The sequence below is a fragment of the Streptomyces sp. NPDC127092 genome (assembly GCF_042722475.1).
Lineage (GTDB): Bacteria > Actinomycetota > Actinomycetes > Streptomycetales > Streptomycetaceae > Streptomyces.
This window is the reverse complement of the sequence record NZ_JBHXFE010000002.1, coordinates 178817-194848: the sequence shown is the minus strand read 5'-3', so window position 1 is coordinate 194848 and position 16032 is coordinate 178817. Positions and strand designations below refer to the sequence as shown.

13 protein-coding genes and 1 pseudogene are annotated in these 16032 nt (G+C 74.1%); 6 read left to right on the top strand and 8 right to left on the bottom strand.

The annotated features are described in order from the left end of the window. Positions 1 to 34: 34 nt before the first annotated feature. The 4 genes from ACFWJO_RS02485 to ACFWJO_RS02470 form a co-directional block, all read right to left on the bottom strand. Positions 35 to 910, bottom strand: a complete 876-nt coding sequence (locus ACFWJO_RS02485; RefSeq protein WP_386862982.1) for a helix-turn-helix domain-containing protein — start codon at positions 908 to 910, stop codon at positions 35 to 37. Between the two features lie 67 nt (positions 911 to 977). Next, positions 978 to 1790 carry an endonuclease I family protein gene (locus tag ACFWJO_RS02480; protein WP_386862981.1) on the bottom strand — a complete coding sequence of 271 codons (813 nt, stop codon included), beginning with the start codon at positions 1788 to 1790 and terminating at the stop codon, positions 978 to 980. 88 nt (positions 1791 to 1878) lie between these two features. After that, complete coding sequence (locus ACFWJO_RS02475; protein ID WP_386863097.1) at positions 1879 to 3369, bottom strand: hydrolase; 1491 nt, start codon at positions 3367 to 3369, stop codon at positions 1879 to 1881. A 349-nt stretch (positions 3370 to 3718) separates the two neighbouring features. Continuing rightward, positions 3719 to 4174, bottom strand: a complete 456-nt coding sequence (locus ACFWJO_RS02470) for an Lrp/AsnC family transcriptional regulator (RefSeq protein WP_384422205.1) — start codon at positions 4172 to 4174, stop codon at positions 3719 to 3721. A gap of 109 nt (positions 4175 to 4283) precedes the next feature. Here ACFWJO_RS02470 and ACFWJO_RS02465 point away from each other — a divergent pair, with 109 nt between their 5' ends. The 5 genes from ACFWJO_RS02465 (at position 4284) to ACFWJO_RS02445 (ending at position 10425) form a co-directional block, all read left to right on the top strand. Further along, positions 4284 to 5345, top strand: a complete 1062-nt coding sequence (locus ACFWJO_RS02465) for an asparaginase (protein ID WP_386862980.1) — start codon at positions 4284 to 4286, stop codon at positions 5343 to 5345. Positions 5346 to 5752: 407 nt separating this feature from the next. Next, positions 5753 to 7180, top strand: a complete 1428-nt coding sequence (locus ACFWJO_RS02460) for an aspartate ammonia-lyase (protein ID WP_386862979.1) — start codon at positions 5753 to 5755, stop codon at positions 7178 to 7180. 147 nt (positions 7181 to 7327) lie between these two features. Beyond that, positions 7328 to 7933, top strand: coding sequence for a hypothetical protein (locus ACFWJO_RS02455; protein WP_386862978.1), 606 nt, complete (start codon positions 7328 to 7330; stop codon positions 7931 to 7933). Positions 7934 to 7982: 49 nt separating this feature from the next. Further along, entirely contained in the window at positions 7983 to 9110 is a 1128-nt protein-coding gene (locus ACFWJO_RS02450; RefSeq protein ID WP_386862977.1) for a CapA family protein, read from the top strand. Positions 9111 to 9156: 46 nt separating this feature from the next. Beyond that, positions 9157 to 10425 (top strand): phosphoribosyltransferase family protein, encoded by a 1269-nt coding sequence (locus tag ACFWJO_RS02445; protein ID WP_386862976.1) that lies wholly within the window; start codon positions 9157 to 9159, stop codon positions 10423 to 10425. A gap of 79 nt (positions 10426 to 10504) precedes the next feature. Here the strand turns inward: ACFWJO_RS02445 and ACFWJO_RS02440 are convergent, their stop codons facing one another. From ACFWJO_RS02440 to ACFWJO_RS02425, 4 genes and pseudogenes are all read right to left on the bottom strand, one after another. Beyond that, positions 10505 to 11089, bottom strand: a complete 585-nt coding sequence (locus ACFWJO_RS02440; protein ID WP_386862975.1) for a TetR/AcrR family transcriptional regulator — start codon at positions 11087 to 11089, stop codon at positions 10505 to 10507. A gap of 74 nt (positions 11090 to 11163) precedes the next feature. Then, positions 11164 to 11292, bottom strand: a pseudogene (locus ACFWJO_RS02435) (glyoxalase); the annotation flags it as partial. 70 nt (positions 11293 to 11362) lie between these two features. Continuing rightward, on the bottom strand, positions 11363 to 14182 hold the full coding sequence (locus tag ACFWJO_RS02430) for a SpoIIE family protein phosphatase (protein ID WP_386862974.1): 2820 nt from the start codon (positions 14180 to 14182) through the stop codon (positions 11363 to 11365). A 130-nt stretch (positions 14183 to 14312) separates the two neighbouring features. Next, positions 14313 to 14813, bottom strand: coding sequence for an SRPBCC family protein (locus ACFWJO_RS02425; RefSeq protein WP_386862973.1), 501 nt, complete (start codon positions 14811 to 14813; stop codon positions 14313 to 14315). Between the two features lie 138 nt (positions 14814 to 14951). Between ACFWJO_RS02425 and ACFWJO_RS02420 the strand changes: the two genes are divergently transcribed. Next, positions 14952 to 16031 (top strand): enoyl-CoA hydratase/isomerase family protein, encoded by a 1080-nt coding sequence (locus ACFWJO_RS02420; RefSeq protein WP_386862972.1) that lies wholly within the window; start codon positions 14952 to 14954, stop codon positions 16029 to 16031. Position 16032: the final 1 nt, after the last annotated feature.

Sequence of the window (16032 nt, the reverse complement as noted above, 5' to 3'; positions counted from 1 at the left end):
CCTGCGGGGCGTCCGCGCGAGGCGCGTTGGACATTCATGCGCGATCCGAGAGAAGCACCCGCAGGGCGCTGGGGAGCTGACCCGTGTGGCCGCGGCAGAGCCGGGTCAGGTGGGCCTGGTCGGCGAAGCCGTGGGCGTGGGCGAGGGCGCGCAGGCTGTGCTCGCCCTCCTCCAGGGCGTGCAGGACGGCACGGATCCGCAGCTCGTTGCGGTAGTGGGTGAGGCTGGTGCCGGTGACGGCGCGGAACACCCGGCTCAGGTGGTGCGGGGAACTGCCCACGCCGCGAGCCAGTTCCTCCAGCGGGAGCCGCAGCGCGGGGGCCCCGCCGGCGAGGAGCGCGCAGGTGTCCCGGACGAGCCGGGCGTGGGCGCGGGCGGTCGCGGGCCGGGCACCGGTGTCGGTCCGCCAGTGGCCGGAGGAGGCGGCGACGCCGTCCAGCAACCGGTGGAGCCGGTCGGCCAGTTCGAAGGTGTCGGTGCCGCGCCGCGCGGCGGCCAGCAGCGCGCGGTGGCGGACGTCGGTGGCGCCGGTGACCGTGAGGCGACGGGAGACCGGCCGTCCGTCGAAGCGGTCCGCGAACAGCTCCGGGCCGAGGCGGATCTCCGTCGACCGGTCGCCGGGACCCGCCGGGTGCGCCACGTGGTGTTCGTCCCCGGGGCGGGTGAGATAGCCGCCGGCGGCGTCGGCGAAGAACTCCTCGCCCTGCACGCGGCGCACGTAGCCGCCGGAGCGGGTGAGGACCACGGTGTACGCGTCGGCGTGCCCGGGCCCGACGAAGCCCGTGCTGTCCTCGGTGCACAGGATGTCGTGCACGGTGATCCCGCCCGCCGTGATCCGCCCGCACAGCCTGCCGCGCCGCTCCCGCGCGGCTTCCCGTGCCGCCTCCCGGCACGGCGGTTCGTCGTCCACGCCCGTCCCCCGTCCGCATCGTGCGGCCGGGCTCCCCGTCGGGAGCCCGGCGCGTCTCACGCTCGGGTCACCAGATTGCCTCGACCCACTCCGGGTGGTCGATGAACGGATTGCGGTTGCCCTGGTACGAGTTGAAGATGATGTCGTTGCGCCGCTCCTCGAAGGCGCTCGGCGGGTCCTGCTCGTTCCACTGCTTCAGGACCGAGAGCCGGCCGTGGAACGGCACGCTGCCGTTGGTCGACGACTCGTTGGGCTCCAGGTCGGCGAAGGCGTCGTCGCCCTCGTACCGTACGGCCATGTAGAGGATCATGCGGGCCACGTCGCCCTTGTCGGCGTCGCGCGGCTCGAAGGAGTTGCTGTCCGTGTAGCTGCCGGCGGCGCCGCTCACCGCGCTGCCGCCGAAGTCCCAGTCCTTGTTGCCTCGGGTGCTGTTGACCTGGACGTCGCAGGCGCGCAGGTGGTGCAGGTCGGTGCCGGGGCCGGCCGTGGTGCCGAAGCTGCCGTGCGACTGGGCCCAGACGTGCTCGCGGTTCCAGTCGCCGACGTCGCCGCCGCTGAGGCTCTTGCTGCGCGAGACGCCGCTGTAGAGCAGGATCACGTTGGCGCTGTTGTTCGGGTCCTGGTCGGTGACCTTCAGCGCGTTCCAGACGGCGTCGTACGAGATCTTGCTCTGGCTGCTGATGATGGTGTGCAGCGAGGACTTGAGGCTGGTGCCCGTCTTGCCGACCGCGTTCTTGTAGTACGTGCTGTCGTAGGCGGTGGTCGTGGCACCGGCCGGGGTCGCGGTGACCGTGGGAAGGGCGAGGCCGGCGAGGACGGCGGATATCGCCGCCCAGGTCTTCCAGCCGGATCTCTTCGCGAAGGACGGGTTCAGGGACATGGGGGCCCTTTCTGACGTGGCGGACTGACCCGGGCCGCGACCGACGGGCGGTGCGGCACGGGGGTGTGCGGGGGGAGGGAGTCGGGCGTCAGCCCACGGTGAGCGAGGTGTCGTCGATCACGAAGGAGGTCTGGAGCTGGGAGCCCTCGGTGCCGGTGAACCTCAGCGTCACGGTCCGGCCGGCGTACGCGGCGAGGCTGAAGCTCCGCTGGACGTAGCCGCTCGACGCGTTGAGGTTGGAGTAGGTCGCGAGCGTCGACAGCACGCTGCCGGCGCTGTCGAGGACCTGGACCCTGAGCGTGTCGTACGCGGTGGTCGTGGTGGTCTCGGCGGTGTCGATCCGGGTGTGGAAGACGAGGGAGGCGGTGGTGCAGCCCGCCGGGATCGTCACCGTCTGCGCGAGGGTGTCGGTGTGGGCGGAGCCGTAACCGTTCAGCCAGGCCTTGTACGTACCGGTGCGGGCCGGGCGCCCGCTGTCGTTGGTGATGACGCCCGAGGTGGCGGTCCAGGAGGTGTTCCCCGACTCGAAGCCGGGGTTGGCGAGCAGCTGGGCCGCGGTGCAGGTGCCGCCTCCGCCTCCGCCGCTGCCCGTGGCGCCGGAGAGCCAGTCGGTGGCGTTGAGGGCGAGCGCCGCGTTGGTGCCCGCGGAATCGTTCCAGCCGTCGTACAGCGTGTTGCCGGGCTGGCCGGTGCCGTCGTCGACCGGGGAGCTGTCGCCCCACACGGCGACGCGACCGTTGCCGAAGGTGCTGGTCGCGAAGAAGGCGCCGGTCGTGCCGGAGTAGCCGGTGCGGTAGACCAGGCCCTTGACGGCCGGGTTGGCGGCGGGCTTCAGGGTCACGGTGGTGCCGCTGCGGATGATGCTGCCGGTCACCTTGCCGAAGGAGCCGTTGAGGACCGGGTCGGTGGTGTCGGCGATCGCGCGGGGGTTGTCGGTCTGGACGGTGCCGGTGTCGACGGTGAAGCCGAAGGGGTCGGTGTTGTCGACGCCGTTGTCGGACATCAGGTCGTTGATGACCTCGACCGCGTCCCAGCCGTCGTTGTTGCGGTCGGCTCCGGTGTGGTCGGAGACGAGGAAGAGGCCGCCGCCGTTCTGGACGAACCGCATGACCGCGGTCTTCTCGCTCTGGCTCAGCCGGACGTTCGGCTCGGGCAGCACGAAGGTGTCGAAGTTCTGCAGGTCGGTGGCGGCGGTGGTGCCGTAGGTGATCGTGCCGCCGGAGGGCAGCGTCCTGAGCGCGTAGCGACCGGTCTTCTGCAGGGCGACGCCCCAGGCCGAGATGGCCCCGGTCCAGTCGGTCTCGACCGTGGGCGTGGGGTTCTGGGTGAGCGGATCCGGCTGGCCGGTTCCGATGATCCAGTCGGCGTTACCGGCGGTCTCCGCCTTGGAGTTGTCGAAGAGTACGCGGAGCGGCGTGGTTTCGGCGGCCGACGCGGTCCCCGTGGTCCCGGCGGCCGGCGGGGCCTGGGTGACCGGGGCGGCGGCCGCGGGGGTGACGAGCGCGGGCGCGGCGGCGACGAGGGCACCGAGTGCGGTCAGGGCGGCGAAGCGGCGGCGGGACTCCACGCGTCCACGCATCCGCAGTGCGGGCATCCGTAGTCCGGGCATCCGTCGGACCTCCGTGAGGGGATGAGGGGTGAGGGGAAGGCGGGTGCGGGTGCCAACTCTGCGCGCGTAGAACATCGGGAACCGGTCGCCCTTCGCACGCGCGGTTGAACCGTACATGACCAAATAGCGTCGATGGAACGCCTTCCTCCGTGCGAATGCCCTCGAATGACGGAGGTTCAGGGGGTGAGCAGAGGCCCGGCGGGGGCCTGCCGGCCGTCGAGTGACGGCCGGGTGGCGGTCGAGCGACGGCCGGGTCTTGGGCGGGCGATGGTCGAGTCTTGGGCGGGCGGTGGCCGGGGCGCGGCCTTGGGGTCGCCGGTCAGCGGTCGACCGGCAGGCCGCGCGGCTCCTTCACGCGCTTCATGATGATCTGCGAGTTGACCTCCGTGACGCCGGTCAGGGTCGTCAGCCGCTCGATCCACAGCCGCTCGTACGCCGAGAGGTCGGCGACCGCGATCCGCAGCAGGCAGCCGGGGCTGCCGAAGAGGCGGTAGGCCTCGATCACGTCCGGGATGTCCTGGAGGGCCTCCTCGAAGGCCTCCACCGTCTCGCGGTCCCGTTTCACCTCCACCGACACCAGCACCTCGAAGCCGCGGCCCACCGCCTCCGGATCGATGACCGCGCGATAGCCCTGGATCACCCCGTCCTGCTCCAGCTGCCGGACCCGCCGCAGGCACGGGGACGGGCTCAGGCCCACCCGCTGGGCGAGCTCCTGGTTGCTCAGCCGGCCGTCGGCCTGGAGCTCGCGCAAGATGTGGAGATCGATTCGGTCCATGGCGCAATTATCCACCACGGTCGAGGCGCTACACGGGCTGGATTGGCAATCGCATTGCGTGACGATTGGCCTATGGTTGCCGCGCACCCCAGGGAAGGACAGCACCATCATGAAGTGGACGCGCGACGCCCGGCCGCGCCGCATCGTGGTCATCAGCACCGGCGGCACCATCGCCAGCCGCTGGACCGGCAGCGGATACGCCGCCGACGCCTCCGGCGACGACGTCGTGGCCACCGCCGCGGTCCCGGACAACGTCGACGTCGAGGTCCTCGACCTCTTCAACGTCAACAGCTCCCGGATGACCACCGACCGCCAGCTCACCCTGCTGCGCGCCGTCCACGAGACCCTCGCCGACCCGGGCGTCGACGGCATCGTCGTCACCCACGGCACCGACACCCTCGAGGAGTCGGCCTTCTTCCTGGACCTGCACCACTCCGACCCCCGGCCGGTGGTCTTCACCGGGGCCCAGCGGCCCTTCGGCACCGGGGACGGCGACGGGCCCGGCAACCTCTACGACGCCCTCCAGGTCGCCGCCACCGTCCGCGGCCTCGGCGTCCTCGTCGTCTTCGACGGCCTCGTCCACGCCGCCCGTGGCACCGTCAAGACCAAGACGCTCGACTCCGACCCCTTCGCCGACCCCTCCGGCCGGCGCGTCGGCCGGCTCGGCTTCGGGCAGGTCGACATCGAGCGCGAGCCCGAGCGGCCCGCGCCGCTGCCGCTGCCCGCGGCCGCGACCGATGTGACCGCCGGCGGGCGCCGCCTGCCGCGCGTCGACATCGTCATGCACCACTCCGACAACGACCCGGTCCTCTTCGAGGCGGCCGTCGCGGCCGGCGCCCGAGGCATCGTCCTCGTCGGCACCGGCGCGGGCAACGCCACGCCCGAGATAGCCGAGGCCGTCGCCCGCGCCGTCGAGGACGGCGTGCACGTCGTCCTCTCCACCCGCGTGTCCTCCGGCCCGGTCGCCGAGGTGTACACGGGCGGCGGCGCGGTCGACCTGGCCGCCGCCGGCGCCGTGCTGGCCGGCACGCTGCGTCCCGGCCAGGCGCGGATGGCGCTGCTCGCCGGCCTCCTGGCCGAGAGCGGCTCGCCGGAGCGTCGCAACCAGCTTCTGCGCACCCTCCTCGAAGGGCCGGTCCGCGCCGAGCCCGCGCTCGCCGTCGCGCACTGACGCGCACTGACGCGCCGGAGCCGGCGGGGTTCTCGGCGCCGAACGCCATGAGCGCCGGACCCTCACACCCGTGGGTGGTGCGGGGTGGGGTCGGGGCCTCGGTGGATGGCGGGGAGTCGAGGACGTCCGGACCGCACTCCCCTTCGTTTCGTACGTGGCGGACGCCGCCGCTCGTGGCGGGCGCCGCCATGTCCGGGCATCCCCGCCCGTACCCGCCTGCCCACCCGCAGCCCCGCCCCGCTCCGGCCCCGCACCCCTCCCCGCGGTCGCCGGCCTCGGGGCCCGCGCGGCTCTCCGGACCCTCCGCCGTCGTCCTCGGCCTCGCACAGGCCCTTCCAGCGGCCTCGGTTTCCCCCTTCCTCCTTGTCCTCCGCCGTCCCTCCCCAACGCGTAAGGCATCCGTCACCGTGATCCCCGCACAGCAGAAGAACGTCCGCCGCGAGCACGACCTGCTCGGCGACCGCGACGTCCCCGCCGAGGCCTACTGGGGTGTCCACACCCTGCGGGCCACGGAGAACTTCGCCATCACCGGCACCCCGATCTCCGTCTACCCGAAGCTCGTCGAGGCGCTCGCCGCCGTCAAGGAGGCCGCCGCCCTGGCCAACGAGGAGCTCGGCCTGCTCCCCGCCGACAAGGCCGGGGCGATCGTCGCGGCCTGCCGCGAGATCCGCGGCGGCGCGCTGCACGGCGAGTTCGTCGTGGACGTCGTCCAGGGCGGCGCCGGAACCTCGACCAACATGAACGCCAACGAGGTCGTCGCCAACCGCGCCCTCGAACTCCTCGGCCACGGCAAGGGCGAGTACCACCTCCTCCACCCCAACGAGGACGTCAACCTCGGCCAGTCCACCAACGACGTCTACCCGACCGCCATCCGCATCGCCGCCATCGGTGCCGCCCGCGAGCTGCTGCGCGCCATGGCCGTGCTGCAGGACGCCTTCGCGGAGAAGGCCGTCGAGTTCGCCGAGGTCGTCAAGATGGGCCGCACCCAGCTCCAGGACGCGGTGCCCATGACGCTGGGCCAGGAGTTCTCCACGTACGCCGTGATGCTGGAGGAGGACCGTGGGCGACTCGCCGAGGCGATCGAGCTGATCCACGAGATCAACCTGGGCGCCACCGCCATCGGCACCGGGCTCAACGCCGCTCCCGGCTACGCCGAGACCGCGCGCCGTCACCTCGCCGGCATCACCGGCCTGTCGCTGGTCACCTCCGTCAACCTGGTCGAGGCCACCCAGGACTGCGGCGCGTTCGTCCAGCTGTCCGGCGTTCTCAAGCGGATCGCCGTCAAGCTCTCCAAGACCTGCAACGACCTGCGGCTGCTGTCGTCCGGGCCGCGCGCCGGCTTCGGCGAGATCAACCTGCCGCCCGTGCAGGCCGGTTCGAGCATCATGCCCGGCAAGGTCAACCCGGTCATCCCGGAGGTCGTCAACCAGGTGGCCTTCGAGGTCATCGGCAACGACATGACCATCACGATGGCGGCCGAGGGCGGGCAGCTCCAGCTCAACGCCTTCGAGCCGGTCATCTTCCACGCCCTGTCGAAGAGCATCACCTCGCTCCGGGCCGCCTGCCTCACGCTCGCCGAGCGCTGCGTCACCGGCATCACCGCCAACACCGAGGCCATGCGGGCGAGCGTCGAGAACTCGATCGGTCTCGCCACCGCCCTCAACCCGCACCTCGGCTACACCGCCGCCACCGCCATCGCGCAGGAGGCCCTCGCCACCGGCCGCTCGGTCGCCGAGCTCACCCTGGAGAAGGGCCTCCTGCCGCCCGAGCGGCTCGCCGAGCTGCTCACGCCCGCGCGCCTCACGGGCATGGCGGCCGGGCCGCTGAACGCCTGACCGGGCCCTCGGCACCGCGAGGTCGAACGCGCCGGTGCCGAGGGTTCACCCGACGGACGGCTGCCCGGCGGGAACGGCTCAAGCTTGAACGCGACAAAGCCGACATTCCTACCAAAGTGGGAACCAGTCAGTCGTGGAGTCGCCCGTATGACCACCGCAGCCACCACCCCCGACGACCTCGACCGCGAGGCCGCCGCGCTTCTCGACTCCGCCGCCTGGCAGGAGATCGTGGCCCACTGGGCCGAGGCGCCGCCGGTACGGGAGGAGGCCGCCGACTGGCGGCTGCTGCTGTCCGTCCCCGTGGAGCGGCTGGTCGCGGACGCCCTCGACGCCGTCGACCGGGCAGCCGCCGCCCGGCCTGCCGAACGGCCGCTGCCCGGGCGGCTCGGCGCGATCCTGCCCGACCGGCTGCACGTCTGGCGCCGCGTCGGCCGCCCCGACGTACTCCCCTCCGTCCACCTGGCCCACGCCCGGCGCGTCCTCACCGAGTGGGGCTGGCAGAACACCCCGTACCGACTGCGCGACGCCCGCGGCGCCCGCTGCGTGTGCGGCGCGATGCTCGCCGCGCACCGGCTCGGCTACGGCAGTGCCGCCACCATGAACGAGGCCGGCGCCTGGATGCTCGAAGAGCTCCGCTCCCGCGGCTGGCACGCCCTCATCGGTCCGTGGAACCGCGCCCCCGGCCGCACCGCCGAGGACGCGCTCGGCCTGGTCGACGCCACGATCCGCCGCGCCGCCCGCGCCGGCCGCTAGGGGGTGTCTCGAGCCCCCTCGCCCATGGCGTCCGGACTACCCTGGGTGTATGGGCGGCGGCCTGACCGGACTGTTCCTCTGCGGCGACGTGATGCTGGGCCGGGGAGTCGACCAGATCCTTCCCCATCCGCTCGACCCGGCGCTGCCCGAGCGGTACGTGCGCGACGCGCGGGACTACGTGACGCTCGCCGAGGCCGTCTCCGGGCCCGTGCCGCGGCCGGCCGCGCCCGCGTACCCCTGGGGCGAGGCGCTCGACCTCATCGACGCGGCCGGGCCCGCCGCCCGCGTGGTCAACCTGGAGACCGCCGTCACCCGGAACGACGTACCCACGCCCGGCAAGGCCGTCCACTACCGCATGGATCCGGCGAACCTGCCCGCGCTGACCGCCGTACGCCCCGACGTCGTCGTCCTCGCCAACAACCACGTCCTCGACTACGGCAGGCGCGGACTCGACGACACCCTCGACGCCCTCGCCGGCGCCGGGCTGCGCACCGCGGGGGCGGGCCGGGACGCCGAGGAGGCCCGGCGGCCGGCGGTCGTCCCGCTGCCCGGCGGCCGACGGCTCGTCGTCCACGCGCTCGGCCTGGAGTCCAGCGGCGTGCCCCGCGACTGGGCCGCGACCGCCCGGCGCGGCGGCGTCCACCACGCGACCGGCCCCGACGACCCGGCCGCGACCCGGCTCATCGCCCGGCTGCGCGCGGCCCGGCGCCCCGGCGACCTCGTGGTGGTCTCCGTCCACTGGGGATCCAACTGGGGTTACGCCCCCGCCCGCGCCGAGGTCTCCTTCGGCCACGCCCTCGTCGACGCGGGCGCCGACATCGTGCACGGGCACTCCTCGCACCACCCGCGGCCGCTCGAGACGTACCACGGCAGGCTCGTCCTGCACGGCTGCGGCGATCTCGTCAACGACTACGAGGGCATCACAGGACAGGAGCGCTACCGCGACGACCTGCGGCTCCTCCACCTCGTCTGCGTCCACGACGCGGACGGCAGCCTGGCGCGGGTGCGGCTCGTACCGCTGCGCAGCCGCCGGCTGCGCCTGGAGCGGGCCCCGGAACAGGACGTGCGATGGCTCCACGACGTGCTCGGCCGGATCAGCCGCCCGTACGGGATGCGGATCGACCCCGCTCCCGCCGGGGAGCCCGGCGGACCGGCCCTGACGGCCACTCCCGTGTGACCGGCCCGGCGGGCCGGCGCACGGACGGGCAGGAAGGCGAGCGGACATGTACTTCACCGACCGCACCGACGCGGGCAGGCAGCTCGCCGCGCTGCTGGGGGACCTCGCAGGACAGGACCCGGTGGTCCTGGGGCTGCCGCGCGGCGGGGTGCCCGTCGCCGCCGAGGTCGCCGACGCGCTCGGCGCGCCGCTCGACATCTGCCTGGTGCGGAAGCTGGGCGTGCCGTACCAGCCCGAGCTCGCCATGGGCGCGATCGGCGAGGACGGCGTGCGGGTCCTCAACGAGGAGGTCATCGCCCGGGGCGGGGTCTCGGAACACGACCTCGCCGAGGTCGAACGGCGCGAGCGGGCCGTCCTGGAGGAGCGGGCCCGCCGCTACCGGGGTGCCCGCGAACCGGCCGACATCACCGGCCGCACCGCCGTCGTCGTCGACGACGGCTTCGCGACCGGGGCGACCGCGCTGGCCGCGTGCCACGTGGTACGGGCCCGGGGCGCCGGCCGGATCGTGCTCGCGGTGCCGGTCGCGCCGCGCGGCTGGAGGACCCGCGTCGGCGACGCGGCCGAGGAGACGTACTGCGTGCGCGAACCCGACGGCTTCTACGCGATCGGGCAGTTCTACCAGGACTTCGCGCAGACCCCGGACGAGGAGGTCGTCGCCGCGCTGCGGCTGCGGCGCGGGGAGGGCGGTGTGGACACCGAGGTCAGCGTCCCGCTCGGCGGACCCGAGGCCGGCGGGCGGCTGACCGTGCCCGACGGCGCCACCGGCGTGGTGCTCTTCGCCCACGGCAGCGGCAGCAGCCGGCACAGCCCGCGCAACCGCGCGGTCGCCGAGACCCTCCACCGCGCCGGGCTCGGCACGCTCCTCTTCGACCTGCTGACCGAGACCGAGGCGGCCGACCGGGCCAACGTCTTCGACACGCCCCTGCTCGCCGAGCGCCTGACCCGGGCCACCGACTGGCTCGCCGGCCGGCCCGGCACCAAGCAGCTGCGCCCCGGCTACTTCGGCGCCTCCACCGGCGCGGCGGCGGCGCTGTGGGCCGCGGCCGAGCCCGGCAGCACCGTCGGCGCCGTCGTCTCGCGCGGCGGCCGCCCCGACCTGGCGGAGGAACGCCTGCCCGACGTCACCGCGCCCACCCTGCTGATCGTCGGCGGCGCCGACTCCCTGGTCCTCGACCTCAACCACCGCGCGGAGCGCATGCTGCGCTGCGAGCACCAGCTGGTCACCATCCCGGGCGCCGGCCATCTGTTCGAGGAGCCCGGCGCCCTGGCCGGGGTGGGCACGCTGGCGGCGGCCTGGTTCGCCGACCGGCTCTGACGCGGCGGTCCGTCCGCGCGGACGTGTGCCACCGCAGACGGTGCCGCGGCGGCGGCGTGCGGTGACGCCGGTGTGGCGGTCAGGCGGGTGATCCGCCGACGATCCGGTCCACCGCGGCTGCGATCAGTGCGTCCCGCTCCTCCTCCGAGAAGACCTCGGGCAGCGTGAGCTGCTCGACGATCAGCCAGTTGAAGGCCAGGATCAGCAGTTTGACGGCGGTGGCGTCGCCCGGGAGGCCGGAGGCCTCGTGGTAGGTGACGTTGGCCTCGACGTCGGCGCGGACGCGGGCGGTGAGGACCGCGCGGAGCTCCGGGCGGCGGGTGGCCTCCAGGCGGAGTTCCAGGAGGGCGAGGTAGCCGGTGCGGAAGGAGCTGACGCGGCTGACGAGTTCGCGCATCAGCTGCGTGTACGTCTCACGGTCGGGGCTCGCCGCCTGCTGCCGGGCGATCGTCTCCTCGTCCGGCTGGAGCCGCTCGTAGACCCGGGCGCCCGCCTGGGTGAGCAGGTCGTCGCGGTTGGCGAAGTAGTTGGACGCGGTGCCGGGCGGGACGGCCGCCTCGGTGTCCACGGCGCGGAAGGTGAGGCCCCGGGCGCCCTCGCGGGCGAGCACCTCGATCGCGGCGTCGACGAGCGCCGCCCGGCGCTCGGGGTTCCTGCGCGCCACCGTCATCACTCCCGTCCGCGGCCGGCCCTCGCCCTACGTCATTACTCCATGGAGAGTACTACGGGTGGAGTGGCTCACCACTGCGATGCGACCAGCTCCACCTCGAACCCGTCCGCGTTCTCCAGGTATCCCGCACAGCTCTGCTCGCCGCCCGCGTGCGGATGGCGGTCGGCGAACAGCAGCCGCCAGCCCGCCCGTACGGCCTCCCCGACGAGCCGGTCGAGTTCCGGCCCGACCCTACGGGTCCGGCCGCCGACGGCCCCGGGTGGGGGATCACCAGGCGAGGTCCTCCAGGGCGTCCAGGTCGGGAACCGGCCCCGCGCCGTTGCCGCCCGGGCGGTCCGGGGCGACCGGGAGCTCGGCCCAGATGGTCTTGCCGCGGCGGGCGTAGCGGGTGCCCCAGCGCTGGGCGAACTGGGCCACCAGGAACAGCCCGCGGCCGCCCTCGTCGGTGTCCGTCGCGTGCCGGAGGTGCGGCGAGGTGCTGCTGCCGTCGGACACCTCGCAGATCAGCACCCGGTCGTACACCAGCCGTACGCGCACCGGCGGGCGGCCGTAGCGGATCGCGTTGGTGATCAGCTCGCTGAGCACCAGCTCCGCCGTGAACCCGACGTCCTCCAGGCCCCACTCGGCGATCCGCGCGGCCGCCGCCGTCCGTACCGGAGCGACCGCCGACGGGTCCGAGGGCACCTCCCACTCCGCGATCCGGTCCGCCGGGACCCGGTGGGCGCTCGCCACGAGCAGCGCGATGTCGTCCGACGGCATCGGGAACAGCAGCGCCGCGAGCACGTCCGCACACGTCTGCTCCGCGGTCCGCGCGGGCCGCGCCAGGGCCTGGCGCAGCAGCGTGATGCCGGTGTCGTAGTCCCGCTCCCGGCTCTCCAGGAGCCCGTCCGTGAACAGCACCAGCTTGCTGCCCGGCTCCAGCTTCAGCCGCGCCGAGGCGAACGGCCGGTCGCCCAGGCCGAGACCCAGCGGCAGTCCGGCGGGCACCGCCGGGAACTCCACGGTCCCGTCCGGCCGCACCAGCGCCGGCCCCGGATGCCCGGCGCTCGCCATCGTGCACGAGCCCGTCGTCGGGTCGTAGATGACGTACAGACAGGTGGCGCCCGCCGAGCCCTCGGCGCCGCCCTGCTCCGCCTCGGCGGCCCCGCCCTCCCGCTGCAGGCCGGGATCGATGTCCTCGCCGAGCCGGTCGATCAGCTCGTCGAGATGGCTCAGCAGCTCGTCCGGGGGCACGTCGAGCGTGGAGAAGTTCGCCACCGCCGTCCGCAGCCGGCCCATCGTCGCCGCCGCGTGCAGACCGTGCCCCACCACGTCGCCGACCACCAGCGCCACCCGGGCCCCGGGCAGCGGGATCACGTCGAACCAGTCGCCGCCCACGCCCGCCTTCGCCGGCAGGTAGCGGAAGGCGACCTGCATCGCGCTCTGGTCCGGCAGGACCCGCGGCAGCAGACTCCGCTGCAGCGCCACCGCCATCGAGTGCTCGCGCGTGAACCGGCGGGCGTTGTCGATCGCCAGCGCCGCGCGCGCCGCCAGCTCCTCAGCGAACGACAGGTCGTCCTCGCCGAAGGGTTCGGGCGTGTTCTTGCCGCGCCAGAAGTTCGCCATCCCCAGCACCACGCCGCGGGCGAGGAGCGGCACCGTCAGCAGCGAGTGCAGCCCGTACTCGAGCGCCTGTGCCGCCCCCTCCGGGTCCTGGGCCCGCCAGCCCTGCGCCGCGGCCAGATCGGCCTGGATCACCGCCCGGCCCTCCTCCAGGGCCGAGGCCATCGGCGTGGTCGGCACGACGAACCGGATCAGGTCACCGACCGGCTGCAGCGGCGTCTCCTGACTGACGCCGCTCAGCGCCGTCCGCCGCATCTCCGTGAACGCGCCCGACGGCTCCTCGCCCCGCACCACCGGGTCGAGCAGCTCCACCGTCACGAAGTCGGCGAACCGCGGCACCGCCACCTCCGACAGCTCCTCCGCCGTCCGCACGACGTCCAGCGTCGTGCCGATCCGGGTGCCCGCCTCGTACAGCAGCCGCAGCCGGCCCCTCGCCACCTCGGCCCGGCCGGTCAGCGCGGCCAGCTCGGTCGTGTCGCGCATGGTCATCACGCAGCCGCCCTCGGCCACGCCGTCGGCCGTCGGCCGGACGTTCACGGCGAGCAGCCGGTCCCCGGCCAGGTGCACCTCGTCCGTCGCGGCCCGGCCGGACAGCAGCAGCGCGGCGGTACGGGGTTCCAGGCCCAGTTCGCGGACATGGCGCCGCTCGGCGTCCTCCGGCAGCTTCAGGAGCCGGCGCGCCTCGTCGTTCGCGAGCAGCAGCCGCCCGTCGCCCCCGACGATGACCACGCCCTCCTTCACGGAGTGGAGCACGGCCTCGTGGTGCTCCTTGAGCCGGGTCATCTCGGCCGGACCGAGACCGTGCGTCTGCCGCCGCAGCCGCACGCTCACCAGCGCCGCGCCGCCCAGCGCCAGTGCCAGGGCGATCCCGGCGGCGGCGAACAGCAGCGGCAGCCGGGACTCCACCGTCTCGCCGACCGTCGCCACCTCGATGCCGCTGGTCACCATGCCGACCACGGTCCCGTCGTCGTCCCGGACCGGGACGACCGCGCGCACCGCGTCGTTCGGAGCCCCGTGGAAGATCTCGGTGAACGACTCGCCGGCGCGCGCACGGCCGATGTCGCCCCTCGCCCGCTGGCCGATGAGGGAGGGATCGGAGTCGGTGTAGCGGGCGCCGTCCGGGGCGAGCACCGCGATGAAGTCCACACCGGAGCCGATCCGGGCCGCCTCGGCCCGCGGCTGCAGCTCCGCCGTCGGATCGTCGGCCATCAGCGCCTCGGCGATGCCGGGCGCGTGGGCGAAGGTCTCGGCCACGGCCAGGGACCGGTTCCGCGCGTTGCGCTCGCTGTCGTGGCGGTCCTGGAGGACGATCGCGAACGCCGCAGCGGCGATGAGCAGCAGCGCGATGATCGCCTGCAGGGTGAAGACCTGCCCGGCTACGCTCCGCAGCCCGGTGGACCGTCCCCGCGGCTCGCCACGGGACCGGTCCGCGCGTCGCGTCACGGTGCGCTCCTTCCCGCCCTGCTCGCCGGGGCCTCCTTCCATGCTGCCCCCGCCGCCGCCCGCAGGGGAAACGGTGGGCACGCGGGCGCGTCCGCACGGCGCAGTCGCGAGGAAACGGTGACGGAGAGCAGCGGTACGGCCCGCCACGGAGAGCGACCGGACGGGGGACGGGTCAGCCGTCGTCTCGGACCGCGGCGGCCTGCGCCGCCAGACGGGCGAGCGTGGTGCGCATGCCGTGCCGGTTCACGGCGATCCGGCGCTCGGGGTTCGTCCCCGCGAACACCGTGCCCAGCAGGCTCGCCAGCCCGCCGCCACGCCCGGTGCGCAGGTCCTGCCAGGTCTCGGTGACCCGGGTGCCGCCCTCCTCGGTCTCGAAGCGGTAGCCCCAGCGCGCGATCGGCAGGCCGAAGACGCCCACGTCGAAGACGAACTCCTCGCCCGGGCGGGCCGTCGTGACCCGGCCGGTGGTGAACCACAGGAAGGGGCCGCGCCGGTTGAAGCCGACGAACCGCGTGCCCGTGCGCACCGGCGGCCGGCGCACCCACACACCGCGGCACTCCGGGCTCCAGCGCCCCATGTTCCGCAGGTCGGCGACCAGGCCGTACAGGGTCGCGCGGTCCGCGTCGACCAGCACCGACTCCTCGAGACTCCACCGTCGCACCGCGTCCGTCATGTGTCCGCTCCCCTCGGTCGCACCCGGTCGATGTGTTACCCGCGGGTACGCTAGCGGACGGTGGGCCCTGTGCGGGAGCGCCCGGGGACGTTACGGTGGACGGAAGATCGTTTCGGCCCGCCGGAAGGACACACACGCATGTCGGTACCCGCTGGCCTCCCCGAACCGGAGGTCCTCGTCCACACCGAGGGCCGCGCCGGTCTCCTCACCCTCAACCGGCCGCGCGCCCTCAACGCGCTCACGCACGCCATGGTGCGGCGCATCGACGAGGCGCTCACGGCCTGGGAGGACGACCCCGCCGTGACGACCGTGGTCATCCGGGGCGCGGGGGAGCGCGGGCTGTGCGCCGGCGGCGACATCCGGGCCATCCACGCCGACGCCCGCGCCGGGGGCACCGCGACCGAGGACTTCTGGCGCGACGAGTACCGGCTCAACGCCCGGATCGCCCGCTTCACCAAGCCCTACGTGGCGTTCATGGACGGCATCGTCATGGGCGGCGGCGTCGGCGTCTCCGGCCACGGTTCGGTCCGGATCGTCACCGAGCGCTCCCGCGTCGCCATGCCCGAGACCGGCATCGGCTTCGTCCCCGACGTCGGCGGCACCTGGCTGCTCGGCCGCGCGCCCGGCGAACTCGGCACCCACCTCGCCCTCACCGGCACCGAAGCCGGCGCCGCCGACGCCCTGCTGGCCGGCCTCGCCGACCACTTCGTGCCCGCCGCCGACCTGCCCGCGCTCGCCGCCGAACTCACCCGGCTTCCCGCGGCCGAGGCCGTCGCCCGGTTCGCCCGACCGGCGCCGCCCGGCGCGCTCGCCGGACAGCGCGCCTGGATCGACGACTGCTACGCGGCCGGCACGGTCGAGGAGATCGTGCGCCGGCTCACCGACTCGGGGATCCCGGAGGCCAAGGAGACCGCCACCGTCCTCCTCACCCGGTCACCCACGGCCCTCAAGGCCACCCTCGCGGCGATCCGCCGCGCCCGGACGCTGGACTGCCTCGAATCGGCGCTCAACGCCGAGTTCCGCCTGTCCTGCGCGGCCCTGCGCTCACCCGACCTGGTCGAGGGCATCCGTGCCCAGGTCGTCGACAAGGACCGCGACCCGCACTGGACGCCGCCGACCCTCCCCGAGGTGACCGAGGCAGCCACCGAGGCCTGGTTCGCCCCCCGGCCCGAAGGCGAGGAGCTGGGCCTCACACCGCCCGAGGCCGCGAACCGCTGAC

Coding starts and splice junctions, on each gene's coding strand:
- ACFWJO_RS02470 (WP_384422205.1), bottom strand. CDS start 4,174: ATGGACCGAATCGATCTCCACATCTTGCGCGAGCTCCAGGCCGACGGC.
- ACFWJO_RS02475 (WP_386863097.1), bottom strand. CDS start 3,369: ATGCGTGGACGCGTGGAGTCCCGCCGCCGCTTCGCCGCCCTGACCGCA.
- ACFWJO_RS02425 (WP_386862973.1), bottom strand. CDS start 14,813: ATGACGGACGCGGTGCGACGGTGGAGTCTCGAGGAGTCGGTGCTGGTC.
- ACFWJO_RS02420 (WP_386862972.1), top strand. CDS start 14,952: ATGTCGGTACCCGCTGGCCTCCCCGAACCGGAGGTCCTCGTCCACACC.
- ACFWJO_RS02465 (WP_386862980.1), top strand. CDS start 4,284: ATGAAGTGGACGCGCGACGCCCGGCCGCGCCGCATCGTGGTCATCAGC.
- ACFWJO_RS02480 (WP_386862981.1), bottom strand. CDS start 1,790: ATGTCCCTGAACCCGTCCTTCGCGAAGAGATCCGGCTGGAAGACCTGG.
- ACFWJO_RS02430 (WP_386862974.1), bottom strand. CDS start 14,182: ATGGAAGGAGGCCCCGGCGAGCAGGGCGGGAAGGAGCGCACCGTGACG.
- ACFWJO_RS02450 (WP_386862977.1), top strand. CDS start 7,983: ATGGGCGGCGGCCTGACCGGACTGTTCCTCTGCGGCGACGTGATGCTG.
- ACFWJO_RS02445 (WP_386862976.1), top strand. CDS start 9,157: ATGTACTTCACCGACCGCACCGACGCGGGCAGGCAGCTCGCCGCGCTG.
- ACFWJO_RS02455 (WP_386862978.1), top strand. CDS start 7,328: ATGACCACCGCAGCCACCACCCCCGACGACCTCGACCGCGAGGCCGCC.